The sequence below is a fragment of the Micromonospora salmantinae genome (genome assembly GCF_022230905.1).
Taxonomy (GTDB): Bacteria; Actinomycetota; Actinomycetes; order Mycobacteriales; family Micromonosporaceae; genus Micromonospora; species Micromonospora salmantinae.
Genome location: NZ_JAKKFG010000008.1, coordinates 61,124 through 79,813, shown reverse-complemented (window position 1 = coordinate 79,813; position 18,690 = coordinate 61,124). Strand labels below are relative to the sequence as shown.

General features: G+C 70.9%; 16 protein-coding genes. 2 read left to right on the top strand and 14 right to left on the bottom strand.

The features are described 5' to 3' along the window. Positions 1 to 25: 25 nt before the first annotated feature. The 8 genes from PSH03_RS07690 to ruvC all read right to left on the bottom strand — a co-directional run bounded on the left by PSH03_RS07690 (position 26) and on the right by ruvC (position 9,472). A complete protein-coding gene (locus tag PSH03_RS07690) occupies positions 26 to 2,548 on the bottom strand; it encodes a RelA/SpoT family protein (protein ID WP_210784942.1) in 2,523 nt (840 codons plus the stop codon). A gap of 197 nt (positions 2,549 to 2,745) precedes the next feature. Then, on the bottom strand, positions 2,746 to 3,312 hold the full coding sequence (locus PSH03_RS07685; RefSeq protein ID WP_238688669.1) for an adenine phosphoribosyltransferase: 567 nt from the start codon (positions 3,310 to 3,312) through the stop codon (positions 2,746 to 2,748). 78 nt (positions 3,313 to 3,390) lie between these two features. Beyond that, on the bottom strand, positions 3,391 to 4,590 hold the full coding sequence (gene secF, locus PSH03_RS07680; RefSeq protein ID WP_210784944.1) for a protein translocase subunit SecF: 1,200 nt from the start codon (positions 4,588 to 4,590) through the stop codon (positions 3,391 to 3,393). 1 nt (position 4,591) lies between these two features. Next, entirely contained in the window at positions 4,592 to 6,505 is a 1,914-nt protein-coding gene (gene secD / locus PSH03_RS07675) for a protein translocase subunit SecD (RefSeq protein WP_238688668.1), read from the bottom strand. A 278-nt stretch (positions 6,506 to 6,783) separates the two neighbouring features. Next, positions 6,784 to 7,140 carry a preprotein translocase subunit YajC gene (gene yajC, locus PSH03_RS07670; protein ID WP_238688667.1) on the bottom strand — a complete coding sequence of 119 codons (357 nt, stop codon included), beginning with the start codon at positions 7,138 to 7,140 and terminating at the stop codon, positions 6,784 to 6,786. Positions 7,141 to 7,261: 121 nt separating this feature from the next. Next, positions 7,262 to 8,329, bottom strand: coding sequence for a Holliday junction branch migration DNA helicase RuvB (gene ruvB / locus PSH03_RS07665; protein ID WP_210784946.1), 1,068 nt, complete (start codon positions 8,327 to 8,329; stop codon positions 7,262 to 7,264). A 16-nt stretch (positions 8,330 to 8,345) separates the two neighbouring features. Beyond that, the gene (ruvA, locus tag PSH03_RS07660) at positions 8,346 to 8,948 is read right to left on the bottom strand and encodes a Holliday junction branch migration protein RuvA (RefSeq protein WP_210784947.1); all 603 of its coding nucleotides are present in this window, start codon (positions 8,946 to 8,948) and stop codon (positions 8,346 to 8,348) included. Next, on the bottom strand, positions 8,945 to 9,472 hold the full coding sequence (ruvC, locus tag PSH03_RS07655; RefSeq protein ID WP_210784948.1) for a crossover junction endodeoxyribonuclease RuvC: 528 nt from the start codon (positions 9,470 to 9,472) through the stop codon (positions 8,945 to 8,947). The genes ruvA and ruvC overlap by 4 nt, the downstream gene beginning before the upstream one ends. A 269-nt stretch (positions 9,473 to 9,741) precedes the next feature. Here ruvC and PSH03_RS07650 point away from each other — a divergent pair, with 269 nt between their 5' ends. Beyond that, positions 9,742 to 10,524: a 3-hydroxybutyrate dehydrogenase gene (locus tag PSH03_RS07650; RefSeq protein ID WP_124817383.1), complete on the top strand. Its 783-nt coding sequence runs from the start codon at positions 9,742 to 9,744 to the stop codon at positions 10,522 to 10,524. Between the two features lie 14 nt (positions 10,525 to 10,538). Continuing rightward, positions 10,539 to 12,458: a helix-turn-helix domain-containing protein gene (locus PSH03_RS07645; protein WP_238688666.1), complete on the top strand. Its 1,920-nt coding sequence runs from the start codon at positions 10,539 to 10,541 to the stop codon at positions 12,456 to 12,458. A 46-nt stretch (positions 12,459 to 12,504) separates the two neighbouring features. On the opposite strand, the gene PSH03_RS07640 is transcribed toward PSH03_RS07645, so the two are convergent. The 6 genes from PSH03_RS07640 to PSH03_RS07615 form a co-directional block, all read right to left on the bottom strand. Continuing rightward, entirely contained in the window at positions 12,505 to 13,113 is a 609-nt protein-coding gene (locus PSH03_RS07640) for a TetR/AcrR family transcriptional regulator (protein ID WP_145795537.1), read from the bottom strand. Between the two features lie 11 nt (positions 13,114 to 13,124). Next, positions 13,125 to 14,693 carry an MFS transporter gene (locus PSH03_RS07635; RefSeq protein WP_210784969.1) on the bottom strand — a complete coding sequence of 523 codons (1,569 nt, stop codon included), beginning with the start codon at positions 14,691 to 14,693 and terminating at the stop codon, positions 13,125 to 13,127. 83 nt (positions 14,694 to 14,776) lie between these two features. Further along, a complete protein-coding gene (locus tag PSH03_RS07630) occupies positions 14,777 to 15,448 on the bottom strand; it encodes a transcriptional regulator (RefSeq protein ID WP_238688665.1) in 672 nt (223 codons plus the stop codon). Between the two features lie 79 nt (positions 15,449 to 15,527). Then, positions 15,528 to 16,541 (bottom strand): branched-chain amino acid ABC transporter permease, encoded by a 1,014-nt coding sequence (locus PSH03_RS07625; RefSeq protein WP_210784951.1) that lies wholly within the window; start codon positions 16,539 to 16,541, stop codon positions 15,528 to 15,530. Further along, positions 16,538 to 17,419: a branched-chain amino acid ABC transporter permease gene (locus PSH03_RS07620; protein ID WP_112583340.1), complete on the bottom strand. Its 882-nt coding sequence runs from the start codon at positions 17,417 to 17,419 to the stop codon at positions 16,538 to 16,540. The genes PSH03_RS07625 and PSH03_RS07620 overlap by 4 nt, the downstream gene beginning before the upstream one ends. Further along, positions 17,416 to 18,666 (bottom strand): ABC transporter substrate-binding protein, encoded by a 1,251-nt coding sequence (locus PSH03_RS07615; protein ID WP_372494715.1) that lies wholly within the window; start codon positions 18,664 to 18,666, stop codon positions 17,416 to 17,418. Before PSH03_RS07615 ends, PSH03_RS07620 begins: the two co-directional genes overlap by 4 nt. Positions 18,667 to 18,690 lie beyond the last annotated feature (24 nt).

The window sequence follows — 18,690 nt, the reverse complement described above, 5'->3', positions numbered from 1 at the left end:
GGCCGCGGGACCGACCCGGTGGGCGTCAGGCCCCGGAGGTGACCCGGTAGGCGTCGAAGACGCCGTCGACCTTGCGGACCGTGGCCAGCAGGTGGCCCAGGTGCTTCGGGTCGGCCATCTCGAAGCTGAACCGGCTCACCGCCACCCGGTCCCGGGTGGTGGTGACGGTGGCGGAGAGGATGTTGACCCGCTCGTCGGAGAGCACCCGGGTGACGTCGGCCAGCAGCTTGTGCCGGTCCAGCGCCTCGACCTGGATGGCGACCAGGAACGTCGACGCGGAGGTGAGCTTCCAACTCACCTCGACGACCCGCTCGCTCTGCGCACGCAGGTCCTCGGCGTTGGCGCAGTCGTCGCGGTGCACGCTCACCCCGCCGGAGCGGGTGACGAAGCCGAACACCGAGTCCGGTGGGACCGGTGTGCAGCAGCGGGCCAGCTTGATCCAGACGTCGCTGACGCCCCGGACCACCACGCCCGGGTCGCTGCTGCTCTGCCGGCTGCGCGGCGGCCGGGTGGCGACGGCGGTCTCGGCGATGTCCTCCGCCGCGCCCTCCTCGCCGCCGTACGCGGCCATCAGCTTCTGGACCACCGACTGCGCGGAGACCTGGCTGTCGCCGACCGCCGCGTAGAGCGAGGCCACGTCGGCCAGGTGCAGGTCCCGGGCGATCGACATGAGCGCGTCGGAGGTGAGCATCCGCTGCAGGGGCATGCCCTGCTTGCGCATCGCCTTGACGATCGCGTCCTTGCCGGCCTCGATCGCCTCCTCGCGGCGCTCCTTGTTGAAGTACTGCCGGATCTTCGTCCGGGCGCGCGGACTCTTGACGAAGCCCAGCCAGTCCTGTGTCGGGCCGGCCGTCTCGGACTTCGACGTGAAGATCTCGATCACGTCGCCGTTGGACAGCGTCGACTCCAGCGGCACCAGCTTGCCGTTGACCCGCGCGCCGATGCACTTGTGCCCCACCTCGGTGTGCACCGCGTACGCGAAGTCCACAGGCGTCGACCCGGTCGGCAGCGGGATGACGTCACCCTTCGGGGTGAAGACGTACACCTCCTGGCTGGACAGGTCGAAGCGCAGCGCGTCCAGGAACTCGCTCGGGTCGGCCGCCTCACGTTGCCAGTCGAGCAGCTGCCGCAGCCAGGTCATCTCGTCGATGTGCGCGGGCGGGCCGACGATCTGGGTGCCCTTGTGCTCCTTGTACTTCCAGTGCGCGGCGATGCCGAACTCAGCGGTGCGGTGCATCGCGTACGTGCGGATCTGCATCTCCACCGGCTTGCCGGTGGGCCCGATGACCGTCGTGTGCAACGACTGGTACATGTTGAACTTGGGCATCGCGATGTAGTCCTTGAAGCGGCCCGGCACCGGCTGCCAGTTGGCGTGGATGACCCCCAGCGCCGCGTAGCAGTCGCGAACCGTGTCGACCAGGATCCGCACACCGACCAGGTCGTAGATGTCGTTGAAGTCGCGACCCCGCACGATCATCTTCTGGTAGATCGAGTAGAGGTGCTTCGGCCGCCCGGTGGTCTCCGCCTTGATCTTGGCGGCCTTCAGGTCGGTCTGCACCTTCTGCGTCACCTGCCGCAGCAGCGCCTCGCGCTGCGGCTGGTGCTCCCCGATCAGCCGGTTGATCTCCTCGTAGCGCTTCGGGAACAGCGTGCCGAAGGACAGGTCCTCCAGCTCCCACTTGATCGTGTTCATACCGAGCCGGTGCGCGAGCGGCGCCAGGATCTCCAGCGTCTCCTTGGCCTTCTGCTCCTGCTTGGGGCGGGGCAGGAAGGTCAGGGTGCGCATGTTGTGCAGCCGGTCGGCCAGCTTGATCACCAGCACCCGCGGGTCCTTGGCCATGGCCACGACCATCTTGCGGATCGTCTCGGCCTTGGCCGCGTCGCCCAGCTTGACCTTGTCGAGCTTGGTGACGCCGTCGACCAGCAGGGCGACCTCGCCACCGAAGTCGGCGCGCATCTGGTCGAGGGTGTACTCGGTGTCCTCGATGGTGTCGTGCAGCAGCGCGGCGACCAGCGTGGTGGTGTCCATCCCCAGGTTGCCGAGGATCGTCGCCACCGCGAGCGGGTGGGTGATGTAGGGGTCACCGGACTTGCGGTACTGCCCGGAGTGCCACCGCGCGGCCGTGTCGAAGGCGCGCTGGAGCAGCCGGGCGTCCGCCTTGGGGTGGTTGTCCCGGTGGCTGGCGATGAGCGGCTCCAGCACCTCGCTGACCTGGGAGGTCTGCCAGGGCGCGTTGAACCGGGCCAGCCTGGCCCGGACCCGCCGACCGGTGGGCGCGTTGGACAGCCCGAAGCCACCGCTGGGCGACGGGTCGATGCCCGCGTCGGTCGGGAACGGCACCACGACGCCATCGGCGCCGGGGGACGCCTCGGCGCTCGGCGGGCCGCTGGTCGGACGCACCGCGCTCTCGCCGGGAGCCCGGCCGGAGCCGTTGCCGGAGCCCGTCACCCGGGCCGGCGCGTCGCCTGTCCGGTCGGTCACCGAGCCGTCAGCGTCGCCTGTCGGGTGCACCGTGCCCTCCGCCGGAGGGACGACATCGTGGGACACCGGCCTCCTCACCGCTCGCCGGAAACACGCCGGCCGAAGATCGGCCGACCTGGTCTCGCCCGCCGGACGGGTTACCGCCGGCGTCAGCAAAGGGCAATGCTACCCGCACGGACGGTCCCCTGCCGCTCCGCCGGACGGTCGGCGCCGGGTCCGTCCGACGGGTCCGGGATCAAACGGTCAGCAGAGTATCGACCGGCTCAAACAGTCAACAGGGCATGCACGGGACGCGGTGCCAGCCGCTCGCGCCCACCCAGGAAGCCGAGCTCCAGCAGGACCGTGAAGCCGGCGACGGTGCCGCCGGCCCGCTCGACCAGGTCCAGCGTCGCCTCGGCGGTGCCGCCGGTGGCCAGCACGTCGTCGACCACCAGCACCCGGTGCCCGGCGGTGAAGGCGTCCTCGTGCACTTCGAGGGTGGCCTCGCCGTACTCCAACTCGTAGGAGACCGAGTGCGCCGGACGGGGCAGTTTGCCGGCCTTGCGCACCGGCACCACACCCACCCCCGTCGCGTACGCGATGGCCGCCGCCACGACGAACCCGCGCGCCTCGATGCCGACCACCACGTCGAAGGTGTCCCGCCCGTGGTGGGCGACGATCCCGTCGATCACCTCACGGAAGACCTTGCCGTCGGCGAACAGTGGCATCAGGTCCTTGAACATGACGCCGGGCTTGGGAAAGTCGGGCACGTCCAGCACCCGACTGGCGACCAGTCGGGCGACCTCCGGGCCACTGTCCCCGCGCGCTGCGGTGCTGTGGGTCTCCGTCACGGCTTTTTCGCTCTCCTTCGACGACGAACGGCGTCCGGCAACAGCATGCCGGACGCCGTTCGGGTGTTTCCTGTCGGGTCAGCGCCGCTTGGCGCCACCCGGCCGGTTGCCGCCGCCACCCGGGCGACCGCCCCGGGCGCCGGTGGGCCGCTTGCCCGCCGGCCGAGCGCCCACCTTGGGGGCGGCACCGGCCAGCGCGGCGGCGTCCTGGTCGACCGGCTCGTCGGTAGCGTCGGCCTGCGCCACCGGGCTCGCGGCAGCACCCTTACCGGTGACCTCGCCGCGGCCTGCCCCGCCCCGCCGGGTCAGGACGCGCTTGTTGTGCGCCTGGATCCGCGGGTCGTAGTTCTTCAACAGCGCCAGCAGCGGAGTGGCCACCAGGATGGAGGTCAGGAACGCCACCGCCATACCGACGAACAGCACCAGACCGAGGTCCTTCAGCGTGCCGGCGCCGAGCAGGCCGGCACCGATGAAGAGCAGACCACCGACCGGCAGCAGGGCGACCACCGACGTGTTCAACGACCGCATCAGGCTCTGGTTGATGGCCAGGTTGGACGCCTCGCCGTACGTCTGGTTGTTGTTGGCCGTGATGCCCCGGGTGTTCTCCTGGACCTTGTCGAAGACCACCACCACGTCGTAGAGCGCGAAGCCCAGAATGGTGAGGAAGCCGATGATCGTCGACGGGGTGACCTCGAAGCCGACCAGCGAGTAGATGCCGGCGGTGAGGATCAGGTTCGTGATCAGCGAGGCGACCGCGGCGACGGCCATCCGCCACTCGAAGCGCAGGATCAGGTAGACCATCACCAGCGCGATGAAGATGACCAGACCGAGGATGGCCCGCTGGGTCACCTGGCTGCCCCACGCCTCGCTGACCTGGTTGTCGCTGATCTGGTCGACGTTGATGCCGAGGTCCTCGGCGATCTGGGCCTTGACCGCGGTGGCCTGGTCGACGGTGAGCTGCGGCGTGCGCAGCTCGTAGGAGTCACCGCCGGGACCGCCGACCTTCTGCGCGGTGGCCACCTCAACGCCGGTGTTCGCCGAGGTGAGGGCCGAGTTGACCTCCCGCTCGGCGTCGTCCAGGGTGCCGACGCTCGCCGGCACCTGGAACGAGTTACCGCCGGCGAACTCGATGCCCAGGCTGAACCCACGGATCGAGAAGCTGAGGATCGCGATCAGGACCAGGACCCCGGCGACGCCGAACCAGAGCTTGCGCCGGCCGACGATGTTGAGACCGGCCTCGCCGTTGTAGAGGCGGCTCGCCAGACCGTTTTCAGCCATCTCAGGCCTCCTTGGCGCGCGGGTTGCGGGGCTGAGTCGGCTGGTTGCGGGCCGGAAGTGCCCGGCCCAGACCGCTGACCCGCGGGGACAGGAACGCCCGGGTGCGGGCGAACATCGTCATGATCGGGTGCCGGAAGAGGAAGACCACGACCAGGTCCAGCACTGTGGCCAGACCGAGGGCGAAGGCGAAGCCCTTGACCGTGCCGACCGAGACCACGTAGAGCACCACAGCGGAGAGCAGGGTGATCGCGTTGGCCGAGATGATCGTCCGGCGGGCCCGGATCCAGGCGCGGGGCACCGCGCTACGCGGGCTGCGCCCCTCCCGGATCTCGTCTTTCAGTCGTTCGAAGTAGATGACGAACGAGTCCGCCGCCACACCGAGTGAGACGATCATGCCGGCGATGCCGGCGAGGGTGAGCGTGAAGCCGATCTGCCGGCCGAGCACCACCAGCGCGCCGAAGACCAGCAGCGCGGACAGGATGAGGCTCAGGAAGATCACCGAGCCGAGCAGCCGGTAGTAGAAGAACGAGTAGATGATGACCAGCAGCATGCCGATGCCCGCCGCGAGCAGACCGGCGCGCAGGTGGCTGGCGCCCAGCGTGGCGGTGACGTTCTGCGCCTCCTGCTGCTCGAAGGTCACCGGCAGTGCGCCGTAGCGCAGCTGACCGGCGAGGGTGCTGGCGTCCTTCTGAGTGAAGGTGCCGGTGATCTGGGAGTTGCCGGTCAGCACGCCCTGGATCTCCGGGGAGGAGACGATCTTGTTGTCCAGTACGACGGCCACTCGGCACTTGCCGTCCTGGCCCAGCGCGGTCGCGTCGCAGGCCTGGCCCTCGTTGTTGAACGACTCACGGGTCAGCGAGGTCCACTTGCCCTGGCCGTCGCCGGTGAAGTCCAGGCTGACCACCCAGGCGTTGGTCTGGTCGAGCACCGCGTCGGCGTCGGACACGTCGGTGCCCTCGACCTTGGCCTGGTCGAGCAGGTACTTCGACGCGCCGTCCTCGCAGGAGACCACCTGCTGCTTCGGGTCGGAGATCGACGCAGGGGGGCGCTGGTCGAGCTGCGCGCAGCTGATCGTCGGCACGTTGAACTGCATCTGCGCCGGCAGCACCGCCACCTCCTGCGGAGACAGCGTGCCGAACGGCTTGAGCTTCTCGGCCAGCGACGGGTCGGCAGTCAGATCGGCCGGGGCCTGCAACCCGTTGGCGGCCTGCCACGCGGCGGCACCGACCTTCTGCTCGACGACCTTGCGCTGCTGCTCGACACTGGCCGGCACCGGTTCGGCGCTGGGCGCGGCGGCGGTCGGCGAGGCCGTGGCGGACGCGGAGGGGGTCGGCGTGGCGCTGGGCGACGCCGGGGCCATTCCGCCCTGACCGCCGCTGGGCGACGAGGTCACCTTCGGCGAGGCGCTGCCCGTAGGGGTCGGGGTCGCGGCGCCGGACGGGGTCGCGCTGCCGGTCGGGGCGGCGCTGCCGGACGGGGCCGGCGTGGCGGCGGGCGGCGCCTCGGCCACCCCGCTGCCGGAGGCGGCCTTGAGCACCTTGCGGAAGCGCAGCTCGGCCGCCTCGCCCACGTCGTCGAGGTTCCGGTTCTCACCGGGCAGGGAGATGACGATGTTGCGGTTGCCCTCGGTGACCACCTCGGCCTCGGCCACGCCGAACGCGTTGACCCGGCTCTCGATGATCTCCCGGGCCTCCTCGAGGTTCTCCGCCGTCGGGGGCTTGCCGTCGACGCTGTTGGTCGCCTCCAGTGTCACCCGCGTGCCGCCGATGAGGTCCAGGCCGAGCTTGGGCTCGAGCCGGTCCTTCCAGCTGCCGCTGGCGCCAGCGAAGAACACCAAAAGATAGAGGACCACGAAGATGAACCCGAGCACGGCGAGCTGCCGCCCGGGGCGCATCTGTCCCTGAGGTGGTGCCACGGCTGTCCTGTCTCCCTGTACGGTCGCGCCGCTGTCGCAGCGGCGGCGGTGTCGGGCCGGGGGTCCTGCCCGACGGGGTCTGCCTTGAGCCGACGGAGTGCCGACACGAGGACCGGGCACCCCGGCGCGGAACGCCGACGGTCACGGGAACGTGCCGACGCCCGGCGTCGACCCAACTATCCAGTTTTCACGTCTCGCCCGCTGCCCCGTTCGGGCGCGACGACCCGGAAGCCGGCCGACCGGCCGTACGCCGGACTCGCCGCCCCCCGGGGGAGGGGTCACTCCTTGACGGTGTCCGCGTCCTCGGTGACCGGCTCGCTCGGCAGCTCCGCGCGGGTGACCACCCGCGCGATGGCCGGGCGGGCGTAGCGGGTCTGCACGCCCGGGGCGACCTCGATCAGGACGGTGTCGTCCTCGATGCCGGTGACAGTGCCGTAGAGCCCACCGATGGTCACGACCTCGTCGCCGGGGCCGAGGTTGGACTGCATCGCCTCCGCCTCTTTGCGGCGCTTCTGCTGGGGCCGGATCATCATGAAGTACATGACGCCAAAGAGCAGGGCGATCATCAGGATCGGCGTGATACCGCCGGCCCCGCCACCCGGTGCTGCCAATTGCACGGTTACTGACCTTCCCATTGGCCACCTGCTCGGCACCGGGGTGCCGGAGCGGAGGCGGATTCTCACGTCCTGTACAGACCGCGGCGAAGTCTAAACCCTGCACCTGGGAACGCCGAATGCGGCACAGATCACGTTCACATCACGGCTGATCGACATCCAAGGAGAACAAGTCGGGCACAGGTGGACTATCCGCACCAAATGTACCATTCGGCGGCGTGCGCCCCAGATGCCGCCAGGCGGCCTCGGTCGCCACCCGACCCCTGGGCGTACGGGCCAACAGCCCGGCCCGCACCAGGAACGGCTCGCAGACCTCCTCGACAGTGTCCGGCTGCTCCCCCACCGCCACGGCGAGGGTGGACAACCCGACCGGGCCGCCCCGGAACGACTCGACCAACGCGGTCAACACCGCCCGGTCCAGCCGGTCCAGGCCGAGCGCGTCCACGTCGTACACGATCAGGGCCGCGCGGGCGGTGTCGAGGTCGACCACCCCGTCCGCCCGGACCTCGGCGTAGTCGCGGACCCGGCGCAGCAGCCGGTTCGCGATCCGCGGCGTGCCCCGGGACCGACCGGCGATCTCGGTGGCGCCCTCCGGGGTGATCGGCACCCCCAGGATCCGCGCCGAACGGTGCAGCAGCGTCTCCAGATCCGCCGGGGCGTAGAAGTCGAGGTGCGCCACGAAGCCGAACCGGTCCCGCATCGGCCCGGTCAACAGGCCCGAGCGGGTCGTCGCGCCGACCAGGGTGAACGGCTCGACGTCCAGCGGGATCGCCGTCGCCCCCGGCCCCTTGCCCACCACCACGTCGACCCGGAAGTCCTCCATCGCGCTGTACAGCAGCTCCTCGGCCGGCCGCGCGATCCGGTGGATCTCGTCGATGAACAGCACGTCGCCCTCGGCGAGGCTGGTCAGGATCGCCGCCAGGTCACCGGAACGCTCGATCGCCGGCCCGCTGGTCACCCGGATGCCCGCGCCCAGCTCGGCGGCGACGATGTTGGCCAGACTCGTCTTACCCAACCCGGGTGGGCCGGAGAGCAGGATGTGATCCGGCGGCGACCCCCGCCGCATGGCGCCCTGCAGCAACAGGTCGAGCTGGTCGCGTACCCGGTCCTGGGCGATGAACTCGGCCAACCGCCTCGGCCGGACCGTGGCCTCCGCGTCCCGATCGGCGTCGCTGACGTACGCCGAGACGAGCCCCTCGGTCTCGCTCATCGTGCGACCCGGGCGGTCATCGGGTGCGACCCAGCAGTCGGATGGCCTGCTTGAGCAGGACCGGCACCGGCGGGGTCTCACCCTCGATCGACTCCGCCACCGCGGCCACCGCCTGATCGGCCTGCCCGGCCGTCCAGCCCAGCCCCACCAGCGCCTGCCGGACCTGGTCGGGCCAGCTGCCGCGGGTCACCCCGGCCGCCCCGTCCGCGCCGATCGGCACCGGGCCGATCCGGTCACGTAGCTCCAGCACCAGGCGTTCCGCGCCCTTCTTGCCGATCCCGGGTACGCGGGTCAGGGCGGCCGTGTCGGCGTTGGCGATCGCCTTGCGAACCGCGTCGGGGGTGTGCACCGCCAGCACCGCCTGGGCCAGTCGCGGGCCGACCCCACTGGCGGTCTGGAGCAGCTCGAACAGCGACTTGGCGTCGTCGTCGGCGAAGCCGTAGAGGGTCAGCGAGTCTTCCCGCACGATCAGGCTGGTGGCGAGCCGGGCGACCTGGCCGACCCGCAGCTCCGCGAGGGTCCCCGGGGCGCAGTGCACGGCGAGCCCGACCCCGCCGACCTCGATCACGGCCTGGTCCGGACCCGTCGCGGTCACCGTGCCGCGCACGCTGGCGATCATCGCGCTCCTCCTCGTCGTGCCCGGTCGGCTGCGGCGGCCAGCTTGGAGCGGGTCCCGCCGCGCCACACGTGGCAGATGGCCAGGGCCAGCGCGTCGGCGGCGTCCGCCGGCTTCGGCGGCTCGTCCAGCCGCAACAGCCGGGTCACCATGGCGGTCATCTGCGCCTTGTCGGCCTGACCGGACCCGGTCACGGCGGCCTTCACCTCGCTCGGGGTGTACGTCTGCACCGGCAGCCCGGCCCGCGCCCCGGCCAGCACGGCGATGCCACTGGCCTGCGCGGTGCCCATCACGGTACGAACGTTGTGCTGACTGAACACCCGCTCGACGGCGACGCTCTCCGGTTGATGCTCGGCGACCAGCTTGTTCAGCGACCGGTCCAGGTGCAACAGGCGCAGCGCCAGGTCGTCGGCCGGGTCGGTGTAGACCACGTAGTAGGCGACCAGGGTGCAGGGTCGGCCGGGCACACCCTCGACCACGCCCACCCCACACCGGGTCAACCCCGGGTCCACACCGAGCACGCGCACGCCGCCCCCTCCCCAGCCGTCAGCAGTACGTGTGTTCGACACCCTAACCGGCGCCCTTCCCACCAGCCCCACGGGACACGCCCTCGCGCCGCTGCACGCCCCGCGCCCCGACGTGTCCGACGGCATCATCCTGAGGTTGGGCGATCCTGCGGGCGCACGACGGGACGAGGCAAGGCGCGGCGGGGCGGGTGGGGCCACACAGCTTTGGTACGGAGTATGTGTCGCTGACCCATGTGCCGGGGAGCACACAGCTCGTAACTTCTTGCGCCATGACGGCAGAACCCGTGGTGGTCCCCCACGTCGTACAGGTCGACCTCTCCGGTCGGACCGCCCTGGTGACCGGGGGCGGCGGCGGCATCGGGCGGGCGTGTGCCCTGCGGCTGGGTGCGGCCGGCGCCAAGGTGCTCGTGGTGGACCGCAACCTGGAGGCGGCCAAGGCGGTGGCCGCCGAGGCCGGTGGCCGGGCCGAGGGCGTGGACCTGTCCGACGCCGCGGCGGTGGATTCGCTCGACGTGGACGTGGACATCGTGGTGAACAACGCCGGGCTCCAGCACGTGGCGCCGTTGCAGGACTTTCCCGTCGAGCGTTTCGAGTACATCCAGCGGGTGATGGTGGAGGCGCCGTTCCTGCTGATCCGCCGGGCGCTGCCGCACATGTACGCGCGGGGCTGGGGACGGATCGTCAACATCTCCTCGGTGCACGGGTTGCGTGCCTCGCCGTACAAGGCGGCCTACGTCTCGGCCAAGCACGCCCTGGAGGGGCTGTCGAAGGTGGTCGCGTTGGAGGGCGCCGCGCACGGGGTCACCGCCAACTGCATCAACCCGGCGTACGTGCGTACCGCGCTGGTGGAGAGCCAGATCGCCGACCAGGCGGCCAGTCACGGCATCGACGAGGCCGAGGTGATCGAGAAGATCATGCTGGCCCGGGCCGCGATCAAGCGGTTGATCGAGCCGGAGGAGGTGGCCGAGCTGCTGGCGTACCTCTGCTCGCCGCCGGCGGCGTTCATCACCGGGGCGTCGATCGCCCTCGACGGGGGCTGGACGGCCAACTAGTGGGGCTGAGCACAATGTCGACCATGTCTTCGCCGGTGGAGTTCCTGGAGCTGCTCGCCCGAGAGGCCGCGGCGGTCGAGTTCGAGGGACCGCTGGTGGCCGCGCGGGCCGCCGGGCTGCCGCCGGACCGGCTGGCCGAGCTGGAGCAGGCCAAGTCGGTGGCGTTGCGGGTCCGCGCGCTGCTGGAGCGTCGCCGCCGCCGGGAGAGCGAGCTGTCCGGCCTGTACGACACTGTCAGCGACCTGGCTGGGCTGCGCGATCTGGACGACGTGTTGCGGGCGATCGTGCACCGGGCCCGTCACCTGCTGGGCGCGGACGTGGCGTACATGACGCTCAACGACGACGAACGTGGCGACACCTACATGCGGGTCACCGACGGGTCGGTCTCGGCCCGTTTCCAGCGGCTGCGCCTGCCGATGGGCGCCGGTCTCGGTGGCCTGGTGGCCCAGTCCGGTGCCCCGTACGTCACCGCCAACTACGGCGAGGACGCGCGCTTCCACCACACCGGCGAGATCGACGCCGGGGTGGGCGAGGAGGGGCTGGTGGCGATCCTGGGGGTGCCGCTGCGGCTCGGTTCGACCTCGATCGGGGTGCTCTACGCGGCCAACCGTTCGGCCCGGCCGTTCGTCCGGGAGGAGGTGGCGTTGCTGGTGTCGCTGGCCGCGCACGCCGCGGTGGCGATCGACACCGCCCGGCTGCTGACCGAGACCCGTTCGGCGTTGGCCGAGCTGTCGGCGGCGAACACCACCATCCGGGCGCACAGCAGCTCGGTGGAGCGGGCCGCGGCGGCACACGACCGGATGACAGCGCTGGTGCTGCGCGGCGGCGGCGTGGAGGACGTGGCGGCTGCGGTGACCGAGGTGCTGGGCGGCGCGCTGCTGGCGCTGGACGCCGAGGGCCGCCTGCTGGCCCGGGTGGGTGAGATCGAGGAGCCGGACCGCGCGGACATCGTCGAGGCGGTGGCCGCGTCCCGGACCGAGGGGCGCAGCGTACGCCGGGGTCCGCTCTGGTACGCGGCAGTGGTGGCCGGCGCGGAGAACCTGGGCGCCCTGGTGCTGCGCCCTGACGACGAGTTGGTCGACGCCGACCAGCGCATCCTGGAGCGGGCCGCGTTGGTGACAGCGCTGCTGCTGCTGTTCCGCCGAACGGTCGCGGAGGCGGAGGGGCGGGTGCGTGGCGAGTTGCTGGACGACCTGATCGCCCGACCGCTGCGCGACACCGACGCGCTGCGCAGTCGGGCCCGTCGGCTCGGGGTGGACCTGGACTCGCCGCACGTGCTGGTGGCGGTGGGCGACGACGCGATCGCCGCTACCGGTTCGGCTCGGCAGCGGGTGCTCTCCTGGGCCACCACGTACGCCTCGGCGCGCGGCGGGCTGGCCGCGGCGCGCGACGGCCGGGTGGTGCTGATGCTGCCGGGGTTGGACGCGGGCGGCAGCGCCCGCGCGGTGGCCCGGGACCTGTCCCGGGTGACCGGTCGACCGGTGACGGCCGGGGCGAGTGGCCCGTCGAACACGCCGGCGGCGCTGGCCGGGACGTTCCAGGAGGCGGACCGGTGCCTGACGGCGCTGGGCGCGCTGGGTCGCGCCGGGCAGGGCGCGAGCACAGTGGAGTTGGGCTTCGTCGGGTTGTTGCTGGGCACTGTCGGTGACCGGGGCGAGAAGGACGTGACCGAGTTCCTCGGCGCCACCGTCGGGCCGGTGCTCGACTACGACGCCCGGCGCGGCACGGCTCTGGTGAAGACGCTGGAGGCGTACTTCGGGGTGGGCGGCAGCCTGGCCCGGGCCGCCGAGCAACTGCACGTGCACGTCAACACGGTGACCCAGCGGTTGGAGCGGGTCGGGCAGTTGCTCGGCGTCGACTGGCAGCGGCCCGAGCGGGCGCTGGAGGTGCAGCTCGCGCTGCGCCTGCACCGACTGCGGGCACCGGCCGGCTGACCGACGCCGGCCGGCGGCACGAACGCCGCCGACCGGGCGCCCGGCGTCAGCGGGCCTGGATGCCCTCCAGCACGGCGTCGACGACCCGTTCGGGCAGGGACTGCTCGTCCAGGTCCGGGTTCCACTGGAGCACCCGCTGGATCAGCATCGGCCCGGTGAGCAGCGCCATCGTCACCTCGACGTCGATGTCGGCGCGCAGCACCCCCTCGTCGATGCCGCGTCGCAGCACCTCGCGCATCAGCTGCCGCCGGGGCGAGATGATGTTCTGGTAGAGCTGGAACTGGTCGGCGCTGCGGTTCACTGCGGGTGCCAGGCAGGGCATGATCTTGGCCGCTCGCGGGTCGACGTTCTTGCCGATCGCGCCGACGAGCAGCACCAGGTCGTCGCGGACGGAGTGGCCCGCCGGCTGCGCCAGGACGCCCTTGAGGCGGCGCAGCGCGTCCAGCAGCAACGCGTCCTTGCCGGCCCAGCGCCGGTAGATGGTGGCCTTGCCGACCCCGGCGCGGGTGGCGATCGCCTCGATCGAGAGCGCCTCGATGGTGCTGCCCTCGGCGAGCAGGTCGAGGGTGGCCTCGATGATCGCCTCGTCGGCGCGGATGCTCCGCGGTCGACCGGGCGACCGCGGAGCATCGGCAGTGGACGTCATGTCCGCCATTCTCCCCGAACCTATGCCGTGCCGGCCAGCTCAGGCTCGGCGACCGGCGCCGCCGGGGCGACGCTCGTGTCCTCCTTGCCCGGCATCCAGCGCAGCACCACGATGATCCCGAGTGCGGCGATGACCGCGGAGAGCCCGGCCGCCCAGTGCATGGCGGTGACGAAGGCGTCGTTGGCCGCCGAGATCAGTCCCGGCGCCGCCGGGCCGAGCTGGCCCGCCGCCGCGTAGGCACCGGAGATCGACTCGTTGGCCGCGTCCTGGGCCTGGGTGGGCAGACCGGTCAGCGCGTCAGCGATGTCGCTGCGGTAGACGGCGGAGAGCACCGAGCCGAGGACGGCCACGCCGAGCGCGCCGGCCACCTGGCGGATGGTGTTGCTGACCGCGGAGCCCACTCCGGCCTTCTCCCGGGGCAGCGCCGACATGATCGACTCGGTGGCCGGCGGCATGATGTTGGCCATCCCGGCGCCCTGGATGAGGAAGACGAGCAACACGATCCAGATCGGGGTGGAGTCGCCGATGAAGACGAACGCGCCGAGTGACACCACCGTCAGCGCCAACCCGACGGTGGCGACTGCCTTACCGCCGTAGCGGCGGACCATCGCGGCGCTGCGCGGCGCGAAGACCAGCTGGGCGCCGGCGAAGGGCAGGAAGAGCAGACCGGTCTGCAACGGGCTGTAGTCGCGCACGAGTTGCAGGTAGAACGAGCCGAAGAACATCGAGCCCATCGCGGCGAAGAACACCAGGCCCACGATCACGACCGGCGCGGCGAACCGGGGCACCTTGAACAGTCGAACGTCCAGCGACGGGTGGTCGCTGCGCCGCTCGTGCTGCACGAACCAGGCCAGCACCGCGACGCCGACCAGGATCGAGCCCCAGGCCACCGGGCGGCCGAAGCCGTGCTCGCCGCCGTCGATGATGCCGTAGGAAAGGGCGACCAGGCCGACAACGGAGAGCAGCACGCCGAGCACGTCGATCCGACCGGGCCGCGGGTCACGCGACTCGGGGACCAGCAGCGCCACCAGAATCACGCCGGCAACGACCACCGGCACGTTGATCAGGAAGACCGAGCCCCACCAGAAGTGCTCCAGCAACGCGCCGCCGAGGATCGGGCCGATAGCCACGGCGAGACCGACAGCCCCGGCCCAGACCCCGATGGCCCGACCACGCTCGCGCGGGTCGAAGACGTTGGAGATGATCGACAAGGTCACCGGCATGATGGCCGCGCCGCCGACCCCCATCAGGGCGCGGGCCGCGATGAGCTGTCCGGGGCTCTGGGCGTACGCGGAGAGCAGCGACGCCAGGCCGAACAGCACCAGACCGATCATCAGGAAGCGCTTGCGGCCGGCGCGGTCGCCGAGCACCCCGAAGGTGAACAGCAGCCCGGCGAAGACGAGCGTGTAGGAGTTGATCGACCACTCCAGCTCGCCCTGGCTGGCGCCGAGACCGTGCACCGGGTCGGCCAGGGTGCGCAGGGCGACGTTGAGGATCGTGTTGTCGAGGACGACCACGAGGAGGCTGATCACCAGCACCCCCAGGATCGCCCACCGCCTCGGGTGTCCGGTGTTGTCGTGCAGCTCCATGCCTGGCTTCCCCCCACGCTGATCACCCGCGACGAAATACGATACGGGTCAGACTCGTAACGCGGGTCAGCCTACGACGCGTATTAACGATACGGCACCGATCCGTATCGTATGTGGTGGGCATCACGCCCGGACGCGGCCGCCAGGCAGGCGTCGACGGCCTCCGTCAACGTGCCGAGACGGACCGCCGGACCGCCGAGCGGCTCGATCCAGCCCGGCCCGGCGCCGTACACCCGAAGGAGCGGAAAGTCCCGGGCGAAGCGCACCAGGCGGTACGCGCGGCCGGTGAGCGGCGTCTGCGACCAGAGCACGACGATGCGCGGGCGGGCCCGGTACACAGCGCTGGTGAGCGCGGACCAGGGCAGCGCGGGGCCGAGGTTCAGACAGCCGCGGCCCTGCTCGCGCAGCGCGGCGGCGAGCGCCAGCAGACCCAGGCTGTGCGCCTCCTTCTCGGCGCCGGCCAGCAGCACCCCGCCGGTGGGCAGTGACCGGCCCGGTTCCCGCCGGTACGCGTCCAACCCGACCCGGACGCCCTCGAAGAGGGCGTGCTCGACGACGATCTCGGCGGCGGTACGCCCCGACAGCCGGGCCAGCAGCGGACGGCAGACCTGCTCCCAGAGCGCCGGCACGCCCCACGCCTCGACCAACTCCAACACCAGCGTCGCGACGCCGTTGGCGTCCAGGTCCTCGGCCGCCAGCGAAACCTGCTTGTGCGCGATCTCCACGGCCTCCGCCGGCATCGGATCGGTCAGCACCAGACGTACCCCCGGGTAGACGGTCTCTACCCGGGGGTTCGCTCGGACGGCGCGTGGCGGATGCGCCGTCGGGTGAGTTTCAGCGGCGGCGGGCCGCCAGTCGGTGGGCCAGCGCGGCGACGCTGCCCCAGATGCCGCGCCGGAACAGCACCACGACGAGGACGAAGATGCCGCCGGTCACCAGGCCGATCGCCTCGAACCCGGAGAACGACAGCCAGTCCTCCAACCGGACCACGAGGGCGGCGCCGAGCACCCCACCCCAGAGGGTGCCGATCCCGCCGAGCACCACCACGATGACCGCCTTGCCGGAGGTGGTCCAGTGCAGCACGTCCAGCGAGACGAACCGGTGGCCGACAGCGAACAACCCGCCACCGAGGCCGGCGATGAACCCGGAGAGCACGAACGCGGTGAGCTTGTAGCGGTGCACCGGGTAACCCAGCGCCCGCGCCCGCGCGGGGTTGTCCCGGATGCCGACCAGCACCCGGCCGAACGGCGAGTGCACGATCCGCCAGGCGGCGGCGAGCCCGAGCAGCACGATCGGCAGGATCGCGTAGTAGAAGAAGTAGTCGTCGGTGAGGTCGAGGCCGAACAGCTCGCGGGGCACCCCCTGGAGGCCGTTCTCGCCCTGGGTCACCGAGCGCCACTCGTTGGCGACGTAGTAGACCATCTGCGCGAAGGCCAGGGTCACCATGGCGAAGTAGATGCCGGTCCGCTTGACCGCCAGGTAGCCGATCGGCACCGCCAGCACGGCCGCGGCGAGGGCCCCGGCCAGCACCGCGAGAGGGAACGGCAGGCCGACGTGGATGGCCACCAGCCCGGTGACGTACGCGGAGGTGCCCCAGAACGCGGCGTGACCGAAGGACATCAGCCCGGTGAAGCCGAGCAGCAGATCCACCGCCACGGCGAACAGCGCCCAGCAGAGGATGTCAACGGCGACCGCCGGGTAGAGGCCGTTGGGCAGCCACGCCGCGACGGCCAGGCCGACGGCGAGCAGCGCGTACCGGACCCAGCCGGGGGCCCGGGCCACGGCGATCAGCCCGGACGGTGGCGTCGAACGCGACGCGTCGGTAGGAGTGTCCACTGTGTTGGTCATGCGGGGGCCTCCTCCCGACCGAACAGGCCGGCCGGGCGCCAGAGCAGCACGCCGGCCATCACCACGAAGACGATCGTCTGCGAGACGAGCGGAAAGTTGGAGAGGTACGCCTCACCCCACGCCTGCACGAGTCCGATACCGAAGCCGGCGGCGACCGACCCGAAGATCGAACCCAGCCCGCCGATCACCACCACGGCGAACACCACGATGATCAGGTCGGCGCCCATCAGCGGGTTGACCGCGCGCATCGGCGCGGCCAGCACACCGGCGAGACCGGCCAGCCCGATGCCGAAGCCGAAGACCGGGGTCACCCACCGTCCGACGTCGATGCCGAACGCGCGGGTCAGGTCCGGCCGCTCGGTGGCCGCACGGACCACCATGCCGATCCGGGTCCGGGTCAGCACCCACCACACCGCGACACAGAGCAGCACCGCGAAGCCGAGGATGAACACCCGGTACGTCGGAAAGTCGAACAGCCCGAAGTCGACCGAACCGCTCAACAGCGACGGCGTCTCGTACGGGCTGGACTGCACGCCGTAGCGCAGTTTCACCAGGTCCTGAAGGATCAGCGTCAGACCGAAGGTGAGCAGGAAGTTGTAGAGCGGGTCCAGTTTGGTCAGCCGGTGGATCACCGCGCGTTCCAGCGCCATGCCGAGCAGACCCAACCCCACCGGCATGATCACCAGGGCGGCCCAGAACGGCACGCCCGCCTCGCTGAGCAGCACGTACGCCCCGAACGCGCCGAGCATGTAGAACGCGCCGTGGGCGAAGTTGACGACCCGCAGCATGCCGAAGATGACAGCGAGCCCGAGGGCGAGCAGGGCGTAGAACGCCCCGCTCACCAACCCGTTGAACGTGTTCTGCGCGAATCCGCTCATAGTTTGCAGTCCGCCGAGGGCGCGCGGAACGCCTCCGCGGCGGGGATCGTCTTGAGCACCTTCACGTAGTCCCACGGCTCGGCAACCTCGGACTGCGGCTTCACCTGGGCCAGGTACGCGTCGTGCACCACCCGGTGGTCCTCGGCGCGGATCTTCCCGTTGCGCAGGAAGACGTCCTCGACCGTCTTGCCCTCCAGGCCCTTGACCACGGCGTCCGCGTCGTCGGTGCCGGCGGCCTGCACCGCCTCCAGGTACTGCAACGCCGCGGAGTAGTTGGCGGCGTGCGCGAAGGTCGGCCGGGTGCCGGCCTTCTGCTGGAAGCGGTGGGCGAACTCCCGGTTCTTGGCGTCGAAGTTCCAGTACCAGGCATCGGTGTACGTGGTGCCGGCCAGCGCCGCCGGGGTGAGCGAGTGGATGTCGGTGAGGAACATCAGCCCCACCGCCAGGCCGACGCCCTTGTCCCGCAGCTTGAACTCGTTGTACTGCTTCACCACGTTGACCAGTTCCGCGCCGGCCTGCATGGTGCCCAGCACGTCCGGCTTCGGGTTCAGGTTCGGCGCCTTGAGCAGGAAGGTGGAGAAGTCACCGCTGGTGTTCGGAAACGGCGCCCCGTCCTTGCCGACGACAGTGCCGCCGGCCGCCGTGATCGCTGTGGAGAAGCTCTTCTCCATGTCCTGACCGAAGGCGTAGTTCGGGTAGAGGATGTACCAGTTCTTGCCGATCTGCTCAGTGGTGGTCTTTCCGGTGCCGTTGGCCAGCATGTACGTGTCGTACGCGTAGTGGAAGGTGTACTTGTTGCAGCTCTTGCCGGTCAGGTCGGTGGTCGCCGCACCGATGTTGAAATAGAGCTTCTTCTTCTCCTTCGCCACGTCGGCGACCTTCAGCGCGGCCGACGAGGTGGGCACGTCCAGGATCAGGTCGACGCCCTTGCGGTCGTACATCTCCTGGGCCTTGGAGTTGGCCACGTCCGGCTTGTTCTGGTGGTCGGCGGTCTCCACTGTGATGTTCTTGGTCACCGCCTTGTCGCCGTACTTCGCGGTGAAGTCGGCGATGGCCATCTCCACCGCCGCCACCGAGTTCTTTCCGGACAACTCCGAGTACGCCCCGGACTGGTCGTTGAGCACGCCCAGCACGATCTTGTCGCCGGTCAGCTTCTGGTCGCCACTCGACTGGGGGCCACCGCCGCCGCATCCGGCGGCCAGCACCACCACGGCCGACGCCGCGGCCACACCCATCGTCCTGCGCATGCCCACTCCATCCATTCCGCGCGG